Origin of the sequence: Gordonia jacobaea (assembly GCF_965344965.1) — a bacterium.
Taxonomy (GTDB): Bacteria; Actinomycetota; Actinomycetes; order Mycobacteriales; family Mycobacteriaceae; genus Gordonia; species Gordonia jacobaea.
This window is the reverse complement of the sequence record NZ_CBDRLS010000003.1, coordinates 584,163-606,964: the sequence shown is the minus strand read 5'-3', so window position 1 is coordinate 606,964 and position 22,802 is coordinate 584,163. Positions and strand designations below refer to the sequence as shown.

General features: G+C 64.1%; 24 protein-coding genes and 1 pseudogene. 16 read left to right on the top strand and 9 right to left on the bottom strand.

The window, feature by feature from the left end:
• The first annotated feature begins 130 nt into the window (after positions 1-130).
• From ACRVY7_RS13420 to ACRVY7_RS13410, 3 genes are all read left to right on the top strand, one after another.
• Positions 131-529: an ester cyclase gene (locus ACRVY7_RS13420; protein WP_431817396.1), complete on the top strand. Its 399-nt coding sequence runs from the start codon at positions 131-133 to the stop codon at positions 527-529.
• 553 nt (positions 530-1,082) lie between these two features.
• On the top strand, positions 1,083-1,547 hold the full coding sequence (locus ACRVY7_RS13415) for a hypothetical protein (RefSeq protein ID WP_431817395.1): 465 nt from the start codon (positions 1,083-1,085) through the stop codon (positions 1,545-1,547).
• A gap of 52 nt (positions 1,548-1,599) precedes the next feature.
• A complete protein-coding gene (locus ACRVY7_RS13410; protein ID WP_431817394.1) occupies positions 1,600-2,742 on the top strand; it encodes a metallophosphoesterase in 1,143 nt (380 codons plus the stop codon).
• Between the two features lie 54 nt (positions 2,743-2,796).
• Here the strand turns inward: ACRVY7_RS13410 and ACRVY7_RS13405 are convergent, their stop codons facing one another.
• Positions 2,797-3,459, bottom strand: a complete 663-nt coding sequence (locus ACRVY7_RS13405) for a response regulator (RefSeq protein ID WP_049701033.1) — start codon at positions 3,457-3,459, stop codon at positions 2,797-2,799.
• Complete coding sequence (locus ACRVY7_RS13400) at positions 3,456-4,613, bottom strand: sensor histidine kinase (RefSeq protein ID WP_431817393.1); 1,158 nt, start codon at positions 4,611-4,613, stop codon at positions 3,456-3,458. Before ACRVY7_RS13400 ends, ACRVY7_RS13405 begins: the two co-directional genes overlap by 4 nt.
• Positions 4,614-4,706: 93 nt before the next feature.
• Between ACRVY7_RS13400 and ACRVY7_RS13395 the strand changes: the two genes are divergently transcribed.
• The 5 genes from ACRVY7_RS13395 to ACRVY7_RS13375 all read left to right on the top strand — a co-directional run bounded on the left by ACRVY7_RS13395 (position 4,707) and on the right by ACRVY7_RS13375 (position 9,627).
• Positions 4,707-5,591, top strand: a complete 885-nt coding sequence (locus ACRVY7_RS13395) for a sterol desaturase family protein (protein WP_431817392.1) — start codon at positions 4,707-4,709, stop codon at positions 5,589-5,591.
• A 124-nt stretch (positions 5,592-5,715) separates the two neighbouring features.
• Entirely contained in the window at positions 5,716-6,798 is a 1,083-nt protein-coding gene (locus ACRVY7_RS13390; RefSeq protein WP_431817391.1) for a 5'-methylthioadenosine/S-adenosylhomocysteine nucleosidase family protein, read from the top strand.
• Positions 6,799-7,195: 397 nt separating this feature from the next.
• The gene (locus tag ACRVY7_RS13385; RefSeq protein ID WP_431817390.1) at positions 7,196-8,263 is read left to right on the top strand and encodes a LysR substrate-binding domain-containing protein; all 1,068 of its coding nucleotides are present in this window, start codon (positions 7,196-7,198) and stop codon (positions 8,261-8,263) included.
• A 17-nt stretch (positions 8,264-8,280) separates the two neighbouring features.
• The gene (locus tag ACRVY7_RS13380) at positions 8,281-8,418 is read left to right on the top strand and encodes a hypothetical protein (protein WP_431817389.1); all 138 of its coding nucleotides are present in this window, start codon (positions 8,281-8,283) and stop codon (positions 8,416-8,418) included.
• Between the two features lie 15 nt (positions 8,419-8,433).
• Positions 8,434-9,627, top strand: coding sequence for a lipase family protein (locus ACRVY7_RS13375; RefSeq protein ID WP_431817388.1), 1,194 nt, complete (start codon positions 8,434-8,436; stop codon positions 9,625-9,627).
• Positions 9,628-9,825: 198 nt separating this feature from the next.
• On the opposite strand, the gene ACRVY7_RS13370 is transcribed toward ACRVY7_RS13375, so the two are convergent.
• The gene (locus tag ACRVY7_RS13370; RefSeq protein WP_431817387.1) at positions 9,826-10,746 is read right to left on the bottom strand and encodes an AraC family transcriptional regulator; all 921 of its coding nucleotides are present in this window, start codon (positions 10,744-10,746) and stop codon (positions 9,826-9,828) included.
• 81 nt (positions 10,747-10,827) lie between these two features.
• On the opposite strand from ACRVY7_RS13370, the gene ACRVY7_RS13365 reads away from it, so the two are divergent.
• Positions 10,828-11,268 (top strand): anthrone oxygenase family protein, encoded by a 441-nt coding sequence (locus tag ACRVY7_RS13365; protein WP_431817386.1) that lies wholly within the window; start codon positions 10,828-10,830, stop codon positions 11,266-11,268.
• A 120-nt stretch (positions 11,269-11,388) separates the two neighbouring features.
• Here ACRVY7_RS13365 and ACRVY7_RS13360 read toward each other — a convergent pair.
• A pseudogene (locus ACRVY7_RS13360) lies at positions 11,389-11,571 on the bottom strand (amidohydrolase family protein); the annotation flags it as partial.
• 40 nt (positions 11,572-11,611) lie between these two features.
• Between ACRVY7_RS13360 and ACRVY7_RS13355 the strand changes: the two are divergent.
• Positions 11,612-12,175, top strand: coding sequence for a hypothetical protein (locus tag ACRVY7_RS13355; protein WP_431817385.1), 564 nt, complete (start codon positions 11,612-11,614; stop codon positions 12,173-12,175).
• Here ACRVY7_RS13355 and ACRVY7_RS13350 read toward each other — a convergent pair.
• Complete coding sequence (locus ACRVY7_RS13350) at positions 12,156-12,482, bottom strand: winged helix-turn-helix transcriptional regulator (RefSeq protein WP_431817384.1); 327 nt, start codon at positions 12,480-12,482, stop codon at positions 12,156-12,158. The genes ACRVY7_RS13355 and ACRVY7_RS13350 overlap by 20 nt on opposite strands.
• Before the next feature lie 108 nt (positions 12,483-12,590).
• Here ACRVY7_RS13350 and ACRVY7_RS13345 point away from each other — a divergent pair, with 108 nt between their 5' ends.
• Positions 12,591-13,499: an NAD(P)-dependent oxidoreductase gene (locus ACRVY7_RS13345; protein WP_431817383.1), complete on the top strand. Its 909-nt coding sequence runs from the start codon at positions 12,591-12,593 to the stop codon at positions 13,497-13,499.
• Between the two features lie 78 nt (positions 13,500-13,577).
• On the opposite strand, the gene ACRVY7_RS13340 is transcribed toward ACRVY7_RS13345, so the two are convergent.
• The 3 genes from ACRVY7_RS13340 to mhpA are packed head-to-tail and all read right to left on the bottom strand — an operon-like array spanning position 13,578 to position 17,051.
• Positions 13,578-14,615 carry a VOC family protein gene (locus tag ACRVY7_RS13340; RefSeq protein WP_431817382.1) on the bottom strand — a complete coding sequence of 346 codons (1,038 nt, stop codon included), beginning with the start codon at positions 14,613-14,615 and terminating at the stop codon, positions 13,578-13,580.
• On the bottom strand, positions 14,612-15,478 hold the full coding sequence (locus tag ACRVY7_RS13335) for an alpha/beta fold hydrolase (protein ID WP_431817381.1): 867 nt from the start codon (positions 15,476-15,478) through the stop codon (positions 14,612-14,614). Before ACRVY7_RS13335 ends, ACRVY7_RS13340 begins: the two co-directional genes overlap by 4 nt.
• 10 nt (positions 15,479-15,488) lie before the next feature.
• On the bottom strand, positions 15,489-17,051 hold the full coding sequence (mhpA, locus tag ACRVY7_RS13330) for a bifunctional 3-(3-hydroxy-phenyl)propionate/3-hydroxycinnamic acid hydroxylase MhpA (RefSeq protein ID WP_431817380.1): 1,563 nt from the start codon (positions 17,049-17,051) through the stop codon (positions 15,489-15,491).
• A gap of 163 nt (positions 17,052-17,214) precedes the next feature.
• On the opposite strand from mhpA, the gene ACRVY7_RS13325 reads away from it, so the two are divergent.
• Genes ACRVY7_RS13325 through ACRVY7_RS13305 form a run of 5 tightly spaced genes read left to right on the top strand, consistent with a single transcriptional unit; the run spans position 17,215 to position 21,806 of the window.
• Positions 17,215-17,844, top strand: coding sequence for a TetR/AcrR family transcriptional regulator (locus tag ACRVY7_RS13325; protein WP_431817379.1), 630 nt, complete (start codon positions 17,215-17,217; stop codon positions 17,842-17,844).
• The gene (locus ACRVY7_RS13320) at positions 17,841-18,635 is read left to right on the top strand and encodes a 2-keto-4-pentenoate hydratase (RefSeq protein WP_431817378.1); all 795 of its coding nucleotides are present in this window, start codon (positions 17,841-17,843) and stop codon (positions 18,633-18,635) included. The genes ACRVY7_RS13325 and ACRVY7_RS13320 overlap by 4 nt, the downstream gene beginning before the upstream one ends.
• 11 nt (positions 18,636-18,646) lie before the next feature.
• Positions 18,647-19,603, top strand: a complete 957-nt coding sequence (locus ACRVY7_RS13315; RefSeq protein ID WP_431817377.1) for an acetaldehyde dehydrogenase (acetylating) — start codon at positions 18,647-18,649, stop codon at positions 19,601-19,603.
• Positions 19,600-20,640, top strand: coding sequence for a 4-hydroxy-2-oxovalerate aldolase (gene dmpG / locus ACRVY7_RS13310; protein ID WP_431817376.1), 1,041 nt, complete (start codon positions 19,600-19,602; stop codon positions 20,638-20,640). The genes ACRVY7_RS13315 and dmpG overlap by 4 nt, the downstream gene beginning before the upstream one ends.
• Positions 20,641-20,675: 35 nt before the next feature.
• Positions 20,676-21,806 carry an amidohydrolase family protein gene (locus ACRVY7_RS13305; protein WP_431817375.1) on the top strand — a complete coding sequence of 377 codons (1,131 nt, stop codon included), beginning with the start codon at positions 20,676-20,678 and terminating at the stop codon, positions 21,804-21,806.
• A gap of 57 nt (positions 21,807-21,863) precedes the next feature.
• On the opposite strand, the gene ACRVY7_RS13300 is transcribed toward ACRVY7_RS13305, so the two are convergent.
• Positions 21,864-22,784, bottom strand: a complete 921-nt coding sequence (locus ACRVY7_RS13300; protein WP_431817374.1) for a 3-hydroxyacyl-CoA dehydrogenase NAD-binding domain-containing protein — start codon at positions 22,782-22,784, stop codon at positions 21,864-21,866.
• Positions 22,785-22,802: the final 18 nt, after the last annotated feature.

Genomic DNA, 22,802 nt, shown 5'->3' with positions numbered 1-22,802 from the left:
CTACTTCGTACGCTCCACCGTCCTCCGCCCGGTGACGATCCAAAGGATGGTGAACATTCCGCAAAGTGGGCTACTGAACATGCCAATCGCCTTGCTCTAGTCCAGCGGCAGCGGCGCCAAAGCGCCCAGGTTGGCGAGCAGCCCACGGCCGCAGAGCATCGTTGGGCTTTGGGCCACCGGTGATGTCGCGTACCTCTATCGCGCTGACAGTCGTTCGTTTTTTGATCACACGCTCCAGCAGGGGCGCCAGCAGGGGCTGCCGGGGATCGAGCAAGTATCGCGGCAATTCCGGGCCGCGGTGCCCGATTTCCACTGCACCGTTGCCGATGTTCTGGTCAGCGGTGACTGCGTATCGGTCAGGCAGGTCTACACCGGTCACTTCACAGGCACTTACGACGGAGTGCGTGGGCACGGCCAGCCGATCCAATTCAACGCTTTCGATATCCAGCAGGTCGGACGATCACAAATCGGCGCCGACTGGCACCTTGAGGACAACCTGACGTTCCTCACCCAGATAGGCGCTCGGTAGCGGACAGTGGCGTTGGTTGTGTTGTGGCGCAGCATGTCTGCGGTGTTTCGCGCGTGCTGGCCGTGCGGGATGTGTTCGTTTTGGTGCGGCGATGGCGTGCGATCACGACCCCCGCGGCTAGTGAGTACTCGTCGACGGGCAACTAGCCCCGATTCAACACACGCCGTCACCGGTTGAGGTGCGTAGCGCTGCAGCAGGTGTGGTTTCGCCTTGTGACAGCGGCTTCACCGCGACAGGCGTCCGGACCGTCGACCACGCCGCCGATCACCAAAGCGGCTTCTGGTCGGACGTCCATTTGGACTGAGCCACTGCGACTGAGCGCCAATATGGCGAAGTTGGGTGGGACGCCTTAGTAGCCAACCAAGGCGACGCGCCCGTTGCCACCTACGACGAGCGATGACGTAGCGGTCAGCCGGGCGGCGTACTCGAGCTTGGCTCCTCCAACCATCCGGCTGCAAGCGTCGGTGCGTCGGCCAGGTACCCTCGGGACTTCGACAGACAGGAGACCCTCTCCGTGACGGGAAACCATAAATATCCTGCGGACTGGTCGCTGATGGCTCGAGAGATCGCTACGGCAACCGACCGAGGTATCAGAGCGGCGCGCAGCCAAGTCTCGCAGGATTTCGACGACGCTGTCGCGCAACTCGAGAAGAACGGTGACGCAGCCCGCCTAATGCACTCGCACATGGTTCGTGAGCTGCTCGAGACGTCCTACCAGGACGGGTTGAGCGGCGACGACGTGTCCGATGTTCTCACCCGCGTCGTCGCCTCTGCGTCGCGTTGGGATGCGCCGGTCGATCCAGACGCCGTCGCAGCGGTACTCCTTGGCGCACTGGGCGTCGGCGAACGGTCCGGCGTCAATGGTGCTGTTGCGCAATCGATTCCGCTCGTCAAGATCATCAGTGCTGCCATTCTGGTGACCGCCGACTTGGCGGCAGATGCAGAGGTTGATCACGAGCCGTACATAGCGCGCGCCGTCGACGAGATTCGCCGCGATCAGACCATCGAGATCCCTTGATTCAGAACGATTCTCGCAGCAGCGCGCAACCTGCGGCAGGAAAGCAGGCCTGATGCTGGTGCTCGTTATCGCTGCACTGGTCCTGGGCTTGGTCCACTTCCTGCTGCACCGGCGGTTCGTCAGGGCTACCGCTGCGAGCCGCGGGTGGGGTCGTTGTATCGACACCGTTCTGGTACTCGGGTGGGTGCTGGCGGTGGTCGTGGCGGGCGTTGGCAGCATCTTTCCCACGTGGCTGCGACCCGTCGGCTTTCTCGGACTGACCTGGCTCGCGGCGGTGTTCTACCTTCTGGTGGGTCTGGCGATCATCGGTGTGGTGCTGCTGGGCATACGGGTTGTCGGTCGGCTGCGCCACCAATCAACGAACCGGACACGACTCGTCACCACCCGGGTCGCCAGCGGCTGCCTGGCGATCGTTGCCGCCGTCACCGTCGTCTACGGCGTCACCGAAGCAGCATCCCCGAGCGTGACGCGCGAGAGCCTCACGCTGGAGCGTCTGCCCGAGGAGTTCGACGGCATGCGCGTCGCTATGGTGAGCGACCTGCACCTCGGCCCTGCTCGAGGCGAGTCGTTCACACGCAAAGTCGTCAACATGGTCAACGAGCAGAAGCCGGATTTGATCGTGGTCCTCGGAGACCTCGACGACGGAACCGTCGCGCGTGTCGGCACTGATCTGCAACCGATGGCAGACCTGTCCGCGCCAATGGGTGTCTACGGCGTGGCCGGCAATCACGAGGAGATCTCGGACGACACCGGCGCTTGGATGGCGCACTGGAAGACTCTCGGAATCAACCCAATCAACAACGAACGCACTGAGATTCGACGCGGCGCGGCGTCCATCGACATTGCGGGCGTCTACGACTACTCCACCGGCGCGCCGTACGCGCCTGACCTCTCCGCTGCCCTACGCGGACGCGACGACCAGCGGTTTGTGCTGCTCCTTGCGCACCAACCGAATCAAGCCGTTGAAGCGTCGGAGGCCGGCGTCGACCTCCAGCTCTCCGGACACACACATGGCGGCCAAATGTGGCCGCTGCGGTACATAGTCGATCTCGCCACCACCACCAACGTCACCGGAGTCGATCATCTCGGACCGACCACGGTGTTCACGACATACGGATCCGGCGCGTGGGGACCTCCGGTCCGCGTCGGGGCGCCGCCGGAGATCGCGATACTCGAACTCAACGCGCCGACATAGCATCCGCCCCGAATGCGTGCCGTCGAAAATCGCGGTCTGCCACGATCCTCGGCGTCAGGTACTCGTCACCCCGGACAGTCGGTGTCGGTGCACATACACCACGGCCTGAATGCGGTCGCGCACACCCAGTTTGGCCAGAATGTGGGATACGTGAGTCTTGACCGTCTGCTCCCCCACGTACAATTCCGCAGCAATCTCAGCGTTGCTGTGTGCCTCGGCCATCAGGAGCAGAACCTCGAATTCGCGTGCCGTCAGCGTCGCCACCTCCGGTGGTACCGGCACCTCGGTCAGAGTGTCGGCAACGCGGGCCGCCAAACGGCGCGTCATGGCGGGATCGATGACCGAATCACCGCGCGCCACAATGCGAATCGCCCCGACAATTTCTTCCGGCGGCGACGACTTGAGCAGAAAGCCTGAGGCCCCGGCACGCAGCGCGGTGGCGAGCACCTTCTCGCTGTCGTAGGTCGTGAGCATCAGGATCTTGGCGTCGGTGGCGGCGATGATCGGCTCGATGGCGGCGACACCGTCGAGCCTGGGCATTCGCACATCGAGTACCACCACGGCTGGTTGGACCCGCTGAGCCGCCTCGATCGCGGCGCGGCCGTCGTCTGCTTCGGCAACGCACGAGGTGTCAGGGCCGGCGTCGATGACGGCCTTGAGTCCCGCGCGGAACACGGCGTGGTCGTCGGCGACGAGAACGGTGATGGGTTCGGTCATCGTGTACTCACAGGGATCTCGACAAGGGTGCGCCACCGCCCGGATTCGTCGGCGCCGCATTCGACGCGGCCATCGAACAACTCTGCGCGACGCCGCATACCGTCGAGTCCGCGGTGCAGCGAGTCGCCTGTGTAGACCTCGGCCGCAATGGGATTCGACTCGTCGATGACGATTCGCGATCGATCTCGGCGAACCTTGAGGCAGGCCGATCCGTCGCCGTGACGCAATGCGTTGGTCAGCAGTTCCTGGACGATTCGATACACGATGACGTCGAGCGATTTCGGCAAGGTGACCAGTCCGCGCGGTAGGTTGATATCCACGGAGAGTCCGGCCCGACCGACAGATTCGACCAGCTCGGGGATGTTGGCGAGGCCGGGTTGCACCTCGCCGGCGTCGTCACGGCCGTGCAGGATGTCGAGTTGCAGACGAAGGTCCTTCATGGCCGCCTGGCTGGATGTCTCGACCGCCCGCAGCGATCGCTCCGACGCCTCGATGTTCGATCCGAGTGTCATTCGAGCCGCGCCTGCATGGATGCCTATCGCACTGACGTGGTGGGAGATGACATCGTGCAGATCACGGGCGATGGCCTCGCGCTCGTCGGCGAGTGCCTTGGCCAGCGCTGCGTGGTCACTCTTCCGCTGCATCTCCAGTTTGGTGACGTAGGCGCCGCCGGCGGCGGTATACCGGCCAACAAGCCACGGGATCAACGCATTTGAGACCGCGATGGCAGGAATCATCCACCACACATCGGCTGAGCCGTTGAGATATGCCGCCGTCGCGACTCCTGCCATCAGCACGGGCAAGACTGTCGCCGAAGCCCGGGCGGGCAGCCATGCGCCGGCTCGATAGCCGGCGACCAGCACGCCGACGTTGCCGATCCCGGCCGCGAGTCCGTAGTGACTCAGCAGTAGGCACGCGAGAATACGTGTGATCACCTGAATGTAGGCAACCGCGGCTGTGGTGCTGGGGCGCAAGGCCAGACAGAGGTCGGCGGCGACCAGCGTGATCGTCATCGTGAGCGCCGCCGTCGGGGCGGCAGAGAAGATCCCAGAGGAAATGAAGAGCATGGCGTCGATCACGGCGGCGAACAGTGCCACCAGGAGCGACTGGCGTTCGAGCGACTTTCGAACGGCGACGAGTCCTGGCTCCGGCATGTGTGAAGGCTAGTCGAGATCCCCCGTGAGAGGGAGGGAAAATCAGTTCTTCGCGGGATGTTTGCGCAGGTCACCGTCAATAGTGTTCTGCACATGAACGCAACAAGTACCTTGCTCCTCGCAGCTGTACCTGCATTTATCTTGCTCTCTATCGTCGAATACGTTGACCACAGACGAGACCGCGACGCCACCCACACGTTCTCCAAACGATCTGTGCGCGACTACGTCGGAAACTGGGCCACGTACCTGATCAATACGGCCGCCAAGGCGCTCACTCAGTACATCCTGCCGTTCTCGACCATCGTCGTTGCCTCAGCGCTGACGCCGCTGCACTTGTCGGCCAAGCACTGGTGGGTGTGGGTGGCATGCCTGGTCGTCACCGACTTCTGCTACTACTGGGCGCACCGCGGCGACCATCGCATCAGGCTCCTCTGGGCCGCACACAGCGTGCATCACTCCAGCAACTACTTCAATCTGTCGACGAACCTGCGCTTGCCCTGGTTTCACCCCGTGTCCTACACACTGCGCAGCCTCGCCTGGCTCCCCGCGGCCCTGCTGGGATTCCCGGTCTGGATGATTCTTCTACTCAACACCGCCGGTCTCCTCTTCCAGATCCCGTTCCATACCCAACGTATCGACAAGCTATGGGCGCCTTGGGAGTTCCTTTTCAACAGCCCGTCCCACCACCGCGTTCACCATGGATCGAACCAGCCCTACATCGACAAGAACTATGGCGGTGTGTTCATCATCTGGGATCGCCTCTTCGGTTCGTATGCCGAGGAGACCGAGCCCGTGCGGTACGGACTGCTCCACGACGTCGAGACCCAGAATCCCATCAAGTACAACTACGTCGAGACAGTGAACATGCTTCGCGACACAGCGCGCGCTCACACGTGGCGCGGCCGCCTCGGCTACCTCTTCGGGCCTCCCGGATACGCCGAGAAGAACAAGTCCGACGACGAACTCATCACAGCCTGAAGTTGCACGACGCCGCGCCGCCTCGCCCACACGGGAGGCGGCGCGGCGTTGCCTCATACCGCGTATGGGGGGCTATCGAAATGTTGTGGTTCTGCGCGATCCCACGATGGCCGACGATGTAGACGTGACTGCACGTCGAACGATCCCGGCCACGATCGTGGCGCACGCTGAGGAGAGTCGTCCGGTCCACAACCGACCCGACCCCGGGCATGGGACGCCAGGTTGGTTGAGGCGATTGTTTCTGCTCTGCTTTTCGGCCTCGATGCTCGCGCTGGCATGTGTGGTATCCGCGCCTGCCGGTGCGCAAACCGTCTGTCGGCCAGTCACTCTGGTGACGTCGGCGTATCCAGCGGAGTTGTCCGCGGTTCTCGCGCAGTCCTCCGGCGTCCGGGACCGGTGGACTGATGACGGAGTCACCTTCTACCGGACGGAGATCCGTGGCAAGCCGATCGTCGCAGCGATGACAGGGGTCGGCATCGTCAACGCCACCCGCGCCGCCAACGCGTCGTTCGCGAACCTTACCTGCTCGCGACACGGCCTTCGGATCGCCCGGATCGTCTTCTCCGGCACGGCAGGTGGGTTACCGCCGGCGGGCATCGGTGATGTCGCGGTTCCGGCAACCTGGTACCTCACCCGCAAAGGACGGACACTTCCCGCCGGTCCCACACTGCTGGCTGCCGCGCGGGCGGCACACCCGCACCTGAAACATGTCACCGACGGCATGAATCCGCTGTCACCCTGCGGATGCAAGCTGCCCTGGGTGCCGCCGATCGATCTGCACCGAGAACCGCGCGTGGTAGTCGGCGGTAAGGGACTCAGCAGTGACCCGTATCAAGGATTCACGTTTCCGTGTGTACCCGGTAGTGGCTCGGTGACCGGTTGCAGGCCATGCTCGTTCGCAGACCCTGAGGACACTCGTCGCGACGTCGACACGCTTGCCCGTATCGATCCCCGTGTACTAGCAACACTCTTCGCCGACGTCGATTCGGGTTCGGGCTATCTCACCTCCGACATGGAGACCGCCGCCGTCGCCGGGGTTGCGGCGGCGCACGCCATACCCTTCGTCGGCCTACGCGGGATCTCCGATGGTCCTGGCGACCCGAATCATCTTCCCGGCTTTCCGGTGAGTTTCCTTGTGTACCAACAGCTGGCCGCGACGAACGCGGCCGCGACCGCGGCGGACGTCATCGCCTCAACCGCCACCTGATCGACGGCGGGGTCATCGTGGCGGCGCGGCCGGCGGAGCGTGACGGGTGCTCGGCTCGTGCGTGTTCACCCGATCATGTCGCACGGGCGCACGGAGTGTGCAGGATTGACCGTTGACCGATCAACAGTGTCAGGGCAAGCACAGTCGTGGACGCTATGAAGCGCCACACACGACCACCTCCGCCGATTGCAGCGGCCTGCGGCCCGTGACATATTTACCGCTCACACGCCCCATCACAGCGCCGGCCGGACAGCTCACCGGCCACCGGGTGTCACGGCGGCATCGGCCGTCGCTCGCATCGATCGGAGGAGGTCGATATGCACTTGCCAGTTGCGGTCCGTCCCGACCGCCGGCAGTCGTCGGTCGCGCGGTGCTGTGTGGCTGCACGGACACGGTCGTGACGGCGAGTAGCGCGCCGTCCGAGGGTGGTGAGTTCGACGTACAGGCACTGGATCTGCGAGGTCTGCACGCACTCATCGCGGTCAGAGAGTCGGGCTCGATCTCGGCCGCCGCGTCGGCCCTCGGTTGGAGTTTCCCGACCGTGGACCACCACCTGCGCAAGCTCGAGCGACTGCTGGCATCTCCGGTAGTCGACCGCACTGCGCGTGGCACTCGCGTCACTCCGCTCGGCATGTCCGTGGTCGCCACCGGAGAGTCGATAGTGCAACTCTGCGACCAGATCGTCGCCGATGCGCGCACCTGGCGGCGCGGACAATCCGCAGTCGTGCGGTTCGGTGCGTTCCCGAGCTTCGGTGCCGCGATGTTTCCGACCCTGCACCTTGCGATAAACGCCAGCGGTACCTCAGTGGAGTACCTTCTCGACGAGAACAGCGCACTGGCCACACGGCTCGCCGACGGCACACTGGATGTCGCGCTGGTGTTCGCCGCGCCGCACTTTCCGCCCGATATCGACTGCCGCGAATACACCGTGGTCGGGCTGGGCTCAGAACCGGCATATCTCGCGGTGCCAGACGACTTATTCGACCAATTCACCATCTCCCCCACCGGCGAATACGACCTCACACCGTTGCGGGGACAGCGCTGGATCCTCGGCACAGCCAACGACGCGTTCGATCGCGCGACGACGGCCTTCTTCCGAAACCGGGGTATGGAAGTCGACGTCGGCGCTCGCATCGACGACTACGCGGCCATCTTCACCTTCGTACAATCCGGCAGCGGCGTAGCGGCCATACCCGCCATCGTCGCGGCCCAGGTGCCCATCGGTGTACACCTGATTGAGCTGCCCGAGATTCGCCGCGACATCCTCCTCGCATTCCGCCCCCGGACTCGCACCAAGCATCGCGTCACCCCGGCAGAGGCGGCGCAGGACCGCGTGATCTCCGCTGTCGGCTCGGCCGTCGACGACATGATCACGCGGACAACGGATCTCGACCACCCACGCATCCATCGGCGTAGCGGCGCGGCAGCGGGTGCATCGCCACACGCTCCCCCATACCGGGTATAGGGGGTTATCGAAATGTCATGGTTCTGCGCAGTTCGAAGATGGCCGACGATGTAGATGTGACCGCACGTCGAACAATCGCGGCCACGATTGCGACGTCGGCTGCGGCCGTGCGGGCGTATCTCCTCGACATCACTGCGTCGGCTACTTCGGATTAAGGATAAGGATCGAGTATGCGTGAAATTCCCTGGCGGAGAAGAGTTGTCGCTGTCGCCCTCGCCGTCGCAACCGCGGTAACCGGCCTGAGTCTAACGCTCCCCGGGCAGGCCGCAGCCGCGCTGGCCAACGGCACCGCGATTTCCTCTGAGCCGCTCCCCACGTCAGTGTGGACCATCAACGGCGCCGACGCCGGGAAACAGCGCCGCGTCGTCTATTGGACTCGCGGCCCTCAAGGACGGCCTGGCTTGTCCAGTGGTGCGATCTTCCTCCCGACCACACCGCCACCGCCCGGCGGCTACCCGGTGCTGTCGTGGGCTCACGGCACGGTCGGCATCGGAAATCAGTGTGCCCCATCGATTCACGGGCCGGTCTACCGCGACAGGGACAACAACTATCTGTCGCACTGGTTGCGCCTGGGATATGCCGTCGTCGCCAGCGACTATTACGGCTTGGGCACGTACGGCATCGACGGCACCGGTCACCACCCCTACGCCGATGCCCAAACGCCGGGCTACAACGTCATCGACATGGTGCGCGCCGCGCACCAGCTCATGCCCTCGGTGATCTCCACCAGGTGGGCCGCCATCGGGCAGTCGCAAGGCGGACAGGCGTCCGTGGCAGCGGCCAGCGTGGCGGAAAAGTACGCACCCGACCTACGCTTCGTCGGGTCGGTGTCCACCGGACTCACCGGATACTTCGACCGTCTCGCCCCATACGTGATATGGCTGGCGCCGTACGCGTCGCTGCCCGTACCGATCGAAGATGCCACGGCCTACGTGGTGTTCACTCTCGCGGGTATCCAGGCGGCATACCCGGAGCTGAACATCGCCAGCTATCTGAGCCCGCTGGGCAAGAATCTCATGAACGAGGCGAACGACAAGTGCGACGACCAGATGAATGCCGAGCTGGCCAATGTGCAGATCTCGAAGCTCTTCGCGAAGACTCCCGACGACCTGCGCATCTCCGCCGCCTTCGCTCAGATGCAGCGCATCCCCACGTCAGGATTCACCAAGCCGCTGTTCATCGCTGAGGGGTACTTCGACGACACTGCGATCTATCCGGTTACCGCGTCGCTGGTGAAGGACATGAGAGCTTCGGGCGCCACGGTGAACTTCCACGGATACCCCACCACTCACGACAGCACAATGCAGGCCTCACTCGTTGATTCGACGCCGTTCCTGGCTGGGCGTTTTGCCGCCGTGCCGTAAGCCGCGGCGGCGCCGGGCCACCGCCGTACGCCAACCCTGGTGCGCGATGAGCGGATCCGCACCTCGTCTGTCGCTCGGCACCTTCGGCAGTGCAGAAGGTAAACCGTCACAGATGAGGTGCGGTCTCGAGGGCCGCCCGCGCGTGACTCACGACGACGCGTCACCACTTTCGAAGCGGCACAGATCTTCTCGCCACCCTCATTGACGCTCGCGGCGGTAGTGCGACGGGCTTGTCCCGTGCATCGTCTTGAACGCGTTGCTGAACGAGAACGCTGACCCGTAGCCGATCCGCCGGGCAATCGTCTCGAGGCCGTCGTCGGATCCGACGAGTGCGTCGGCAGCCAGGGTCATCCGCCAGCGCGTGAGGTATCTCGCGGGCGTCTCTCCCACGCTGTCACGAAACTTGGCGGCCAACCCGGATCTGGAAACGTGTAAGGCGGCGGCGAGTGCTGTTACGGTCCAAGGCTTCTCGGGTGACTCATGGATCAGGTCGAGAGCGCCGGCAACCGTCGGATCGAGTGTGCCGGACAGCCACCCGGGCCCGGCCAACGGTCCCGCGGCGCGAATGGCGGAGGCCACCACAACGTCGAGCAGGCGGTCGATGACGAAGCTGTGTCCCGGTTTTGCATCGGCGAGTTCCTGACGCAACAGGGCGAGTGTCGTTTCGTCGACGCTGCCCGGCGGTAGCACCGTGAAGTCGGGCAACTGCTCGGTGAGGTGTCGTCCGACCTGGGATGCGGATGCATAGGTTCCGACGAGGAGCTGATCGGCTCCGTCGCTGTGATTGCCCCACGTCAGCAGACCTCTGTGTACCGCAGACTGCATCGACTCGTGGAGCGCAATGCACCTGCCGCCCTCCACGATTCGAACGGTCGGGGCGCGGTCGGGCTCGTCGGCCACCACGTAGCGGGGCCCGTGCGCGACCAACGCGACCTGCCCCGCCGTCAGAAGCACTTCCTCTTCCGGTCGGACGAGCCACGCCGATCCGCGGTCGACAGCGATCACGGTGAGTGGAGCGCCGTCGTCGATGTCGACCGACCACGGTGCGCTCATGGACAGCCGCAGTGAGAACAGGCCCTGTGCCCGAAGCCCCGACAACATCCTGAACAGAGGGTCCACGACCTCAGATTAGACGTTCGCGTATGAATATCAGCCACTTCGGCATGGATAACGCCAAAGAGTCGACCGATGCTTGTAACCATGACAATGAAATTGCTGATCGGGTCGGCCGTGCTCTGCAGCGCGGTACTCGCGGGTTTCTACTTCGCCTACGCCACGGTGATAGCGGCCCTGAGCGGAGTCGACGGCGCTGACGCGATGCGCAGGATGAACTCCGCTGTCGAGCGTCCACCATTCCTCGCGGTCTTCTTCCTCGCGCCGGTGCTGGCGGTGGCCGTCGTGGTCGGGGTCGTTGCATTCGGTCCTCGTGACGTTCGCGGACTTGCTGGGGTGATCGGTGCGGTGCTCGTCCTCGTAGCGTTCGTGACGACGGTGGCGATCAACGTGCCCCTCAACCAACGGCTCGCCGCTGGAACGGTGGACTGGGCCACGTTCGCCAGTACCTGGGGGACGTGGAACGCAGTGCGTACCTGGCTTTCAGTGCTCGGCGCAATCGGGATGGGCGTGGCGGCGTTGCGCTGAGAGGCACGCGTTCTTCAAGTTGCCGCGTCTGAATACGAGCGACGAACGCTCGCACCTCATCTGTCGCAATTCACCTTCGGCACCGCCGAAGGTGAACCGACACAGATGAGGTGCGCCCAGCTACGGCTGCCGGAACATCTGTGCCGCGTTGGACCATTCGATCGCGTCGCGCTGCGCGGCGTCGAGGTCTGGGTAGTTCTCCAGGTTCGCGGCGAAGTAGGCGCCGGCGACAGCGGGTGCGAATGGCCAGTCCGAGCCGTAGGTGATGTGTCCGGGCTGCGCGAACGCCGGCAGACGAGACAGGAGACCTCGCAGTGGCTCGAAACCAGAGATTCCCCGCGCAATGGTCGCCGATGCCCGAGAGATCGCCACAGCGAGCGACCAGGGTATCAGCGCAGCGCGCAGCCACGACCGGGAGCATTTCGACGACGCTGTCGCGCAACTCGAGAAGCACGGTGATGCGGCCCGCGCCGTGCATGCCTATGTAATCCGTGAGCTACTCGAGACGTCCTTCCAGGACGGTGTGAGCGGCGACGACGTGTCCGATGTCCTCACCCGTACCGTCGACACTGCAGCACAGTGGGATGTATCGGTCCCACCAGACTCCGTGGTAGCGGTGCTCATCGGCGCCTTGGGTGTTTCCGAACGTCGTGGTGACGACGCTGCCGCAGCAGCCATTCCGCTCGCCGCCATCATCGGTGCGGCCATGCTGGTCGCCGCCGAGATGGCGACGGATGCCGCGGTTGATCACGTGCCGTACCTGGTGCGGGCCGTCGACGAGATCCACCGCGCTCAAACCCATCGAGATCCCTTGACACAAAACGACTCTCGCAGAAGTGCGCGATCGGCCGACGCGAGGTCACGGGTGGTGAATCCTGTGCGAGTCGTCATTGCCGGACTGCGATGATGTCGGCCAGGTGCTCCTCACCCCAGTCGCCCAGGGGTGCGAGTGCCTTGTCAAGCGCCACACCCTTGCGCGTCAGGCTGTAGATCACGCGCGGCGGAACCTCTTTGTAGACCTCACGATGGACGATGCCGTCGCGTTCGAGTTCGCGGAGTTGTTGGGTGAGAACCTTTTCCGACACACCGTCGAGCTCACGGCGCAGTTCGCCGGTGCGTCGCGGCTGCACGCTCAGCGCCCACAGGATCAACGGTTTCCACTTGCCGCCCACCACCGCGACGGCGGCGTCGAGTCCGCACAGAAAGTCCGCCATGGGATGCACCTTTCGTCGGGCAGGTGCACTCCACACCCACCTCCAGGTAAGTACGCCACAAAATAGTGGGTACTTGTCGCCGCCGACTGTTCTGTCGACGATAGACCTATGACACAGAACGAAGCAGCACACCGCAGCGCCGGGGTGACGATGATCGGTCTCGGACCGATGGGATCTGCACTCGCACAAGCATTTCTCACCGCTGATGTGCCGACAACGGTGTGGAATCGCACCCGGTCGGCGTCGGAGCGAATGGCTGAGGCCGGTGCAACCGTGGCCGACGATCTGGCGTCGGCCGTGAGCAGCGCCCGCCTCGTCATCACATGCTTGCGAGACCATGAAGCGACCCGCGAGGTGCTCGGCTCACTGCCCGGCGAGGTGTTCGGCGGGAGAGTCGTCGTGGTCCTCGCCTCGTCGACACCGCATGAGGCGCGCACGACCCAACGATGGGCAGATGAGCGCGGCATCGACGTCCTGATCGGCGCGATCCTGGTGCCCACCCCAGTGATCGGGACGCCGGAGGCCCTCATCCTCTACAGCGGACGCCGCGACCTCCTCGAACGGCATCGGAGCGAACTGGAGGTAGTCGCACCGCGATCGACGTTCGTCGGGGACGACCCCGCAACGGCGTCCATACTCGACACCGGCATGCTGGAGATCTTCTTCAGCGGGATGACCGCGTTCCTGCACGCGGCTGCGCTGGTCACCTCCGCCGGGCATACCGCGTCGAGCTTCGTCCCGATGGCCATCGAAATGCTGGACATCCTGCCCGCTACCTTCCTGGGACTTGCGGCCGACGTCGACGCCGGAGAGTATCCAGGAACCGAGGAAAACATCGCCATGGAGGCGGCGGCCCTTAGGCATATCGTCGACTCCAGCGTCGAGGCGGGACTCGATGCCCGGCTGCCACGTCTGATGCATGACCTCGCCACGCGGGCGGTCGAGGAGGGATACGGCGCCGATGGATGGTCCCGGGTGGTCGAACTGCTTCGCACCGACCCAGCTGCACCTGCATGATGGCCGACTCCACCGCCGGCGCAGTGCTGACGCGCGTGAGCCCGCTGTGACGTGACGAGGCATCGCACGTTCTCGCGGTCAGTTGTCGGGGATGCCCATCCCGGAGAGCGCCGTGACGGTGTCCTCCTCGTGCCGGAGCGAGAGCGCGCCGCGGCGGAACTGGTCGAGTTTGTCGATGATCGTCTGGCCTTCTGGTGTGTGCCCCCAGATGCTGATCCCCTTGTGGGTAGACGGTTCCCACGTCTTCTCGTCGACGGTGATCGGGTTCCAGCCGACTTCCCATTCGAAGCCGGATGGGCTCTGTGCGTAGAACGAGAGCTCTTTGTCGTTGGTGTGCTGGCCGACGGAGAGCGCCATGTCGAAGCCGAGTTGCTTGACCCGCTGATAGGCCTGGGTCATGTCGTCGAGTGATGCGACCTCGATGTTGAGGTGTTGAACGCGAGTCCGGATCGGATTGATCGGCAGGGCAGGGACATTGGCGATGGCGATCGAGTGATGACGCTCGTTCACCCGCAGGAATCGGATCTTCAGCTTGGCGCCGCTGATCGTTTCGTCGATGTAGTCGGTGAGCCGGGCGTCGAAGACGGTGTTGTAGTAGCCGCGCATCTGCTGCGGTTTGGTAGACGTGATCGCTACGTGCCCCATTCCTGATGTGCCGGTGACGAATCCGTGTTGGTTGGTCATCGCCAGTGGTGTGTCGGTCACTCGCGCACGGGTGAAGACTTCCTGCGCCAGACGGTTGGGACCGGGAAACCGGATCAGCCGTTCCACTCCGCGAATAGCGGCATCTTCGTCGGTGCCGACCATGGTCGGGACACCTCGGCCGGTGACACGACCAACGATCTGGTCGAATGCTTCATGATTGTCGAGTTCCCACCCGAGGGCGACGACGTCTTCGGCGGGGCCGCGCACGATGATGAACCGTGCTTGGTGATCGTCGAGACGGAACCGAATCACGTCTGGCGACAACTCATCGAGGTGCATTCCGATGGCGTCTTTCCCGAATCGTCGCCACTCACTGAACTTTTGGCTTTCGATGACGATGTAGCCGAGGTGTACGTTCCCGAACACCGACGGTGCGATGGTCGTCGAGGCGCTCAACATCGGGCCGCTCATGCGTAGGTGCCGTCGAGGAAGTCGGCCACAACCCGGTTGAACAGGTCGGCTCGTTCCCACTGAACCCAATGGCCGGTTCGCGCCGGCATGATCAGGTCGGCGTTGGGCATGGCGTCGACCAACATCTGTCCCCCGGCCGGCCGGTTGACCTTGTCGTTCTGGCCCCAGATGACCAACGTGCGGTTCGGCAGTGTCTGCAGGCGCGAGTCGCGGGTGAAGTCCATGCGCCACAGAGTTTTCAGCGCACCGAGACCCGAGGGACGTCGCAGCGGCGGATGTGCGACGACGTCGGGGTCGATCGAGGCCTGATAGCGCTCCTCGATTGCGCTCTCCGGTACTGCCTCGGCGTCATAGACGAGGTAGGTGCGGATGAAGGTTTCGAGCTTGTCGCGGCTGGGCCCGGAGCCCGTGTAGTAACCGAGAAGTGCGTTGAGTCCCTTGGTGGGCGCCCCGCGCGTGGTGCCGATCCCGCCCGGTCCCATGAGCACCAGCCGGTCGACGCGGTGCGGGGTGTCCAGGGCCAGCCGCAGCGCGCAGGCGCCACCGTACGAGTTGCCCACCAGATGGGCGGTGTCGAGTCCGAGGTGATCGAGTAGGGCGCGGATCGCGTCGGCAAGCGCGCCGAACGGGTCGGTTTGTTCGAGGTTCTTGCTGCTACGACCGTAGCCGGGCAGGTCGGGGACGATCACACGGAATCGGCTGGCCAGGGCGTCGACGTTGCGCGCGTAGTTCGACATACCGGAGGCGCCTGGTCCGCCTCCGTGTAGCAGAACGACTGGGTCGCCGGTACCGATCTCGGTGTAGAAGATCTCGGTATCGCCATTGACTGTGACGGTGTGGGATGCGTTGTGAGGGGCCAACATCAGGTTTCCTTCATCGTGAGGTGGCGGTCGCCGCACGCAATCCTGCGGGCGGTGTCGGGAGGGTGTGTCCGGAGTCGGCAGCGCAGTAGACGAAGCCGTCGGGGCGCAGCGCAACCGCCGAAGCGTGGTGCGTGCTGAACCACGTCCGCAGTGTGCCGTCGGCGTCGACGATGGCGTCGGGGGCGGGCCGTGCACCAGCAGGCAGTACTCTCAGCACTTCGACGCCGCGCGAGTGCCACGCAGTGTGGTCGCGTTCGTCGAGACCGAGCACGACCCAGCGACCGGCGAGCACGTCGTCGAGGCGAACTCGTGTTCCGTGCTCGTCAAGCACCCACGGCTGAGGGATTTGCCACCCTCGGGCGGGGTGGGTCTGTTCGCTGAAGAGCCCGTCGACATAGTGGGCATTCGGGATCCACTTGTTGTCCACCATCCAGCGTGTGTAGATGGAGAACTTGGATGCGAACCGAAAGGCGTTGTTGCGGAGGGCTGCAGCCCATGGGCGACGTTCGGTGATCACCTTGCCGGCGAATACGGCATGATCGGTTGTCTCGCGCACGTGGGGCTCACGTTCGACCTGATAGCTGTCGAGTGCTGACTCCGGAAGACTTCCGTCGACAACCCCGGCGAGTTTCCAGCACAGGTTGGCAGCATCGCGTACGCCCGACGCCATCCCCTGCCCGATCCATGGCGGCATCGCGTGCGCGGCATCGCCTGCCAGGAACACCCGGCCCACACGCCAACGGTCGGCAACCCGCACATGGTGGCTGTAGACCACCGCGCGCAGGATCTCGACGTTCTCCTCGGTGATGCCCTGACTGTTCAAAATGGCCCAAATAGCTTGGTGTGTCGCGAGATACTCCTCGTCTTCGCCGTCGCGGACCGGGAACTCCCACCTGTGATGCCCGAGCGGCGTCGGACAGTCAACGGTGGGACGCGCCGGGTCGCAATGAAAACGTAAGCGCGAGCTGCCTTCCCAGTCGCGGAGCACCTTCGTGTCGATGACCACCCATCGCTCGGTGTAGGTCGTGCCCTGGTACCCGATTCCCAGTTGTCCCCGTGTCGCCGACGACCCTCCATCGGCAGCGATCACATACGACGCGCGAATCCGCACTAAGCTGTCGTCGGCAAGGTCGGCGGCCAGGATCTCGACGTCGTCGGCGCCGCTGAGCACCTTGAGGCTCTCGTGCCTCGTCAGCACCGTGACGTTGGCAAACCGTTCCACCCCTGCGCGGAGCGTCGTGTCGACGGCAGGTTGGTAGATGAACTGCTGCGGTGGGTGACCGGCGCCTCGTGATGTCGGCTGTACCTCCGAGAACGGCTTGCCCTCGGCGTCGACGAATGCGACGACGCCGCCGGGCAGCATGTCGCGCTGCAGGGTATCGGCCAGGCCCACCTGCTGCCAGATACGCATGACCTCCTCGTCTGTTGAAATTGCACGGGCGCGACCGTAGACGCCCGGATCACGTTCGAGCACAACCACATTCAGTCCCTGTCGACCGAGGAGGTTGGCTGCGGTGACGCCGGTGGGGCCATAGCCGATGATCGCCACGTCGTAGTGCGGAATGTCGGACACGGAAGTCTCCTAAAGCCTGACTTCGCCACCAGGGCGAGATGCCACATAAACGAGCTGTAGTGATCACTACGCTAAGACCTTGACCGCGGGCCGTCAAGGACTTACTGTAATGACCACTACGGCAATTGCGGCCACTCCCCGACCAATCGAGAAGGGTGAACCAATGGCAGAGACATCGCGGCGACGTCGAGCGAACGGCGAGACGTCGAGAGCCAAAATCCTCGACGCGGCAACAGAAATCGCCAGTGAGCGCGGATACGAGGGAACAAGTATCAACCTGGTGAGCAAGCGGTGTGGGTTGCCTGCGAGTTCGATCTATTGGCATTTCACCGACAAGGACGACCTCATTGCTGCTGTCATCGAGCGAAGCTTCGGCCAGTGGCTGTCCGCGTGGAGCATGCCCGACGACGGTACGGCCCGCGACCGGGTCGCGGAGATGACCATGCAGGTGGCCAAGGCGCTGCTGGAGTCCCCCGATTTTCTGCGGCTCGGACTGATGCTCGCGTTGGAACGCCGACCAGTTGAGCCGCGCGCCCGCGAGATGTATCTCCAGGTGCGAGCTGAGGCTCAGGTCCGAATTCGCGAAGCAGCCAAGGAGTTGTCGCCAGATCTCGACGCGGCCGCCGTCGATCAACTCGCCACCTATGCCATGGCGGGCGCCGACGGTCTGTTCATCGCCAAGGAGATCGGCGGTGACTCGGTCGATCTACCAGCGCTGTTCGAACTCCACGGACGCATGTTGATCGATGCCGCACTCCGACTCACCGAATCACCACGAGACGAGGACTCATGATTTCTCCCCTGCCACCGGCCGACTGTGACGACTGGGCTGACAGGTTGCACATCGCACTGCTCGACAGCGCGCCGATTGCCCCGCTGAGCGAAAGCATCCCCGACTTCGACGTGGCCGGTGCCTATGCGATTCAGCAACGAAATCTCACGCGACTGCTCGACGACGGGGCTCGGCTGGTCGGCCGCAAGATCGGTCTGACGTCAGCGCCCATGCAACAGTTACTCGGCGTCGACGAGCCCGATTACGGATTCATTCTCGACACCATGGTGTACCCCGACGGCGGCGCCATTCCGGCGTCGTCTCTCTGCGCGCCGCGCGTCGAACCGGAGATCGCGTTCCGGCTCAACCGTCCTTTGCAAGGACCAGGTATCACCGTCGCCGATGTCCTCGATGCCACCGACGCAGTTGCTGCGGCCCTGGAGATCGTCGACAGCCGGATCGCTGACTGGCGAATCACTTTGTGCGACACCGTCGCCGACAACGCCAGCTCTGCCGCGGTGGTCCTCGGTCCGTGGGTGCCGATCAACGACGCACCCGACCTCGACGACATTTCTGCCTACCTGTACGTCAACGATGAGCAGGTCGACACCGGAATTGCCACCGCGGTTCTGGGTCACCCCGCCGAGGCGGTGGCATGGTTGGTGAACGCCCTGGCCGCGTTCGACATCGGGCTGCAGGTCGGCGAGTTCGTCATGTCCGGATCGATCACCTCAGCCGTGTTCGTTCACGCCGGCGACACCGCGGCAGCGGATCTGTCCGGTCTCGGCCGCGTATCCATCGACTTCACCTGAGAGAGCCATCGATGACCACGACTCAGCGCTACCCGGTTGCCATTATCGGCTCCGGAAATATCGGCACCGATCTCATGATCAAGATCCTCCGAAGCGACGGCCCACTCGAGGTGGTTGCGATGGTGGGGATCGATCCGAGCTCCGACGGCTTGGCGCGCGCCACACGACTGGGCGTCGCCACCACCGCCGAGGGCGTCGACGGACTGCTTGCCATGGACGAATTCGCCGATGTGCGACTGGTTTTCGACGCGACGTCTGCCGGGGCGCACCGTGCCAACTGGTCCATCCTCGAGTCCACCGGGGTCCGGGTGCTCGACCTCACTCCCGCGTCGATCGGGCCGTTCTGTGTGCCCGTTGTCAACCTCGACGAACATCTGGATGCGCCGAATCTGAACATGGTGACCTGTGGCGGTCAGGCGACCGTGCCGATCGCCGCTGCCGTCGGCGCATGTGCTCCGGTCTCGTATGCCGAGATCATCTCGTCCATCTCGTCCAAGTCAGCGGGGCCGGGAACCCGCGCGAATATCGATGAGTTCACCGAGACGACCGCCGCCGCGTTACGTGACGTCGGAGGTGCGCAGCGCGCAAAGGCAGTCATGATCCTCAACCCGGCCGACCCGCCAATCCTGATGCGCAACACCGTGTATTGCCTTGTCGACGGCGACACCGACCACTCGGCGATCGAAGCGTCGATCACCGACATGGTCGAGCGCGTCAATGCCTATGTTCCCGGCTATCGGCTCAAGCAACGTGTGCAGTTCGAGACGTTCACCGCGGAGAATCCGCTCTACATCCCCGAGACGGGCAAGTTCAGCGGCACGCGGGTGACCACAATGCTCGAGGTGACGGGCGCAGCCCACTACTTGCCCGCCTACGCAGGCAATCTCGACATCATGACGTCGGCTGCCAAAGCCACGGCCGAACGCATTGCAGTTCATGCCGCGCAGACAACAGGAGCCACACGGTGAGCAAGGTGTATGTCAGCGACGTGACGCTGCGAGACGGCATGCACGCGATCCGGCACCAGTACACAACCGAGCAGGCGGTCACCATCGCCACGGCACTCGATGCGGCCGGTGTGGATTCGATTGAGGTGGCGCACGGCGACGGCCTTGCCGGCTCCAGTTGCATCTACGGCTTTGGCGCCCACACCGACCTGGAATGGATCGAAGCCGTTGCAGGCGTGGTGAAACGAGCGACCGTGGCCACCCTGCTCCTTCCCGGGATCGGCACTGTGCAGAACCTCAAGGACGCTCATGGCGCCGGTGCGCGCACCGTGAGGGTCGCGACGCACTGTACCGAGGCAGACATCTCCGCCCAGCACATCGCCGCTGCCCGTGAACTCGACATGGACACCGTCGGCTTTCTGATGATGAGCCACATGGCCAGTCCGCAGGAGTTGGCGCGGCAAGCCCTGCTGATGGAGTCCTACGGCGCCACCTGTGTCTACGTCGTCGATTCCGGGGGCGCGATGACCATGCGCGACATCGCCGAGCGGTGCGACGCCTTGCGTGGAGTCCTGCACGGCGACACCGAGATCGGTATCCATGCACACCACAACCTCTCCCTGGGAGTGGCCAACTCGCTCGTGGCGGTCGAGCATGGCGCGAATCGTGTCGACGCGTCGCTGGCGGGTATGGGCGCAGGCGCGGGCAACGCTCCGTTGGAGGTGTTCGTGGCGGCCGCGTCGAGAGCCGGGCTCGAACACAGCTGTGACCTCAATGCGCTCGAAGACGCCGCCGACGACATCGTCCGCCCGTTGCAGGACCGCCCCGTGCGTGTCGACCGCGAAACGTTGACTCTCGGATACGCCGGCGTGTACTCGAGCTTCCTGCGTCACGCCGAGAGCATTGCCGAACGCTACGACCTCGATGCCCGCAGCCTGCTCGTGGAAGCCGGCCGACGCGGCATGGTCGGCGGGCAAGAAGACATGCTCGTCGACATCGCGTTGGACTTGCTCGCCGGAAGCCGTTCTCAGACAGTCGTTCTCACCCATGACGCCTAAGCGTCCACACTCATCTCCCGAGAGGTCCACAACCGATGACTGCTGATATCACCCTGTCCTCGCCCAGCACTGGCGAGTCCTTCGGCATGAGCCGTCGGTCGCTGTTGATCGGTGCAGGCGCGGCGGCCGCAGGAGTCGCTGTCGCAACGAGCGCTGTGCCGGCGACCGCTTCGGCCGCACCGTCCGGAAGGTACCGGATCGATCTCCATGCCCATTTCCTGCCACCTGAGTACCGTGCCGCACTGCTCGAACACGGTCATTTCACCATCGGCGGCTATCCCACCCCGCAGTGGTCGCCGGAATCAGCGATCGACTTCATGGACCGATGGGGCATTCAGTCCCAGGCGCTCTCGGTGTCTGACCCGGGTGTGTCGTTCCTGCGCGGCCAAGAAGCCCGCGATCTTGCCCGCTACTGCAACACCTACGCCGCCAGGCTCTTTCGCACGCACCGCACTCGCTTCGGCGCATTCGCGGTACTGCCCATGCCCGACGTCGCGGCCTCGATCGCCGAACTCGAGTACGCACTCGACACTCTCCACCTCGACGGCGTCGTGTTGCTATCGGCCTACGACGGGGTCTACCTTGGCGATCCCCGTTTCGAGCCGCTCATGGAGGCACTCAACCGCCGCAAGGCGTTCGTCTTCGTCCATCCCGCTGCTATCCCCGATGACGCCAAACCCTCACTGCCACTACCGGATTTCCTCGAGGAGTTCACTTTCGATACCACTCGAGCGGCAACGTTGATGTTGGCGGGCGGAACCCTGCGCCGCTACCCCGGTATCCGGTTTCAACTCGCACACGCCGGCGGGACGCTGCCCTTCCTGTCCTGGCGCATCGGCGTCCTTGCCGAAACACCCGTCGGCAACCATTGGCCCGCTGGTGCGCCTCGTCCCTCTGCCCTCGACGTGCAACAACTGATCCGCACCTTCTACTTCGACACCGCCCTCAGCGCGTCGGAAGCAGCGATGCGGTCAGTGTTGGCAGTCGCGCCGCGCTCGCATATCGTCTTCGGCTCCGACTGGCCGTTCAGCCAAGCAGTGTTCCTCGAGGGCTCGGGCGATCCCGCTCCCGGTTTGAGCAAGGTATTCACCACAGATCAGCGCTACGAGGTCGAACGCATCAACCCGCTGCAGCAACTCCCCCGGCTGCGGGCTGCCGTGAGTTGACGAGCAGGGCCCGCACCGAACAGCAAATGGGACGGAGAGTGTGTTGCGTGGCTGTTCTCACTCCGCGTCGTCGTCGCATGCGGCGAGAGCAGCCAGTACGGCCCGTGTTCGTGTATCGCGCCGTTCCCGAAGGGCCTCATAGGTCTGCTCGCCGGCGCCGTAGGTGTCCTCGACCTGTTCGATGAGCGTCTCCATCGATGCCGGATCTGTTGCCGGAGCGTGGTATTCGATCCCACCCGTTGTTGCGCCAACACCGGAGATCAAGTGCCGAATGCCTCCCGGACCACCACCGAGCACATTGCTCTCGAACAATCCGATTGTCGCCCAGCGTAATCCGAGTGAGTTCTGAAGGATGGTGTCAAGATCGGCTGGGCTTACAACGCCCTGCTGCACCAGGTAACGAGCTTCGCGTGAGATCACGCCCTGCAGTCGATTGGCGACAAAGCCCGCGATCTCCTTCCCGATCACGACGGGAGTCCGGCCCAGTGAACGGTAAACGTCCACCGCCCGCGTCACCGCCGACGTCGATGTCTTCGGAGACGGGACGACCTCCACCAACGGCATGAGATCCGGCGGATTGAACGGATGCCCGACGAGCACCCTCGATCCGTCGACGCCGTCGGCGATGATGGCGCTCGCGGTGATCGACGAGCTCGACGTTGCGATCACGACTGACGCGTCGGTACCAGCGACGAGGGCGCCGATGGTGTCGCGTTTGACGTCGAGTCGCTCGGGACCGTTCTCTTGCACAAACGTGGCACCTCGAACACAGTCCTCCAGTGAGGTCGCAACCGTGACGCCGGCGTCGGGTCCGAACTCCGCCTGCACTACGTCAGCGACGTCGGGCCGAACATCGAATACTCTGACGTCCCAACCATGTTTTAGCGCAAGGCGTGCCCAGGCGAGGCCGATCACTCCGACGCCGATGATCGCGACGGTTTCCGGCGTGGGTTGATCTACGTGCTGATTCTTGGTCATGTCATCGACCTCCAATAT

Bases quoted from the DNA above. Each gene is read 5' to 3' on its own strand.
- ACRVY7_RS13415 (WP_431817395.1), top strand. From the start codon at position 1,083: ATGGCTCGAGAGATCGCTACGGCAACCGACCGAGGTATCAGAGCGGCG.
- ACRVY7_RS13410 (WP_431817394.1), top strand. From the start codon at position 1,600: ATGCTGGTGCTCGTTATCGCTGCACTGGTCCTGGGCTTGGTCCACTTC.
- ACRVY7_RS13405 (WP_049701033.1), bottom strand. From the start codon at position 3,459: ATGACCGAACCCATCACCGTTCTCGTCGCCGACGACCACGCCGTGTTC.
- ACRVY7_RS13400 (WP_431817393.1), bottom strand. From the start codon at position 4,613: ATGCCGGAGCCAGGACTCGTCGCCGTTCGAAAGTCGCTCGAACGCCAG.
- ACRVY7_RS13395 (WP_431817392.1), top strand. From the start codon at position 4,707: ATGAACGCAACAAGTACCTTGCTCCTCGCAGCTGTACCTGCATTTATC.
- ACRVY7_RS13380 (WP_431817389.1), top strand. From the start codon at position 8,281: ATGGTTCTGCGCAGTTCGAAGATGGCCGACGATGTAGATGTGACCGCA.
- ACRVY7_RS13375 (WP_431817388.1), top strand. From the start codon at position 8,434: ATGCGTGAAATTCCCTGGCGGAGAAGAGTTGTCGCTGTCGCCCTCGCC.
- ACRVY7_RS13365 (WP_431817386.1), top strand. From the start codon at position 10,828: ATGACAATGAAATTGCTGATCGGGTCGGCCGTGCTCTGCAGCGCGGTA.
- ACRVY7_RS13355 (WP_431817385.1), top strand. From the start codon at position 11,612: ATGGTCGCCGATGCCCGAGAGATCGCCACAGCGAGCGACCAGGGTATC.
- ACRVY7_RS13350 (WP_431817384.1), bottom strand. From the start codon at position 12,482: ATGGCGGACTTTCTGTGCGGACTCGACGCCGCCGTCGCGGTGGTGGGC.
- ACRVY7_RS13345 (WP_431817383.1), top strand. From the start codon at position 12,591: ATGACACAGAACGAAGCAGCACACCGCAGCGCCGGGGTGACGATGATC.
- ACRVY7_RS13340 (WP_431817382.1), bottom strand. From the start codon at position 14,615: ATGAGCGGCCCGATGTTGAGCGCCTCGACGACCATCGCACCGTCGGTG.
- ACRVY7_RS13335 (WP_431817381.1), bottom strand. From the start codon at position 15,478: ATGTTGGCCCCTCACAACGCATCCCACACCGTCACAGTCAATGGCGAT.
- ACRVY7_RS13325 (WP_431817379.1), top strand. From the start codon at position 17,215: ATGGCAGAGACATCGCGGCGACGTCGAGCGAACGGCGAGACGTCGAGA.
- ACRVY7_RS13320 (WP_431817378.1), top strand. From the start codon at position 17,841: ATGATTTCTCCCCTGCCACCGGCCGACTGTGACGACTGGGCTGACAGG.
- ACRVY7_RS13315 (WP_431817377.1), top strand. From the start codon at position 18,647: ATGACCACGACTCAGCGCTACCCGGTTGCCATTATCGGCTCCGGAAAT.
- ACRVY7_RS13305 (WP_431817375.1), top strand. From the start codon at position 20,676: ATGACTGCTGATATCACCCTGTCCTCGCCCAGCACTGGCGAGTCCTTC.
- ACRVY7_RS13300 (WP_431817374.1), bottom strand. From the start codon at position 22,784: ATGACCAAGAATCAGCACGTAGATCAACCCACGCCGGAAACCGTCGCG.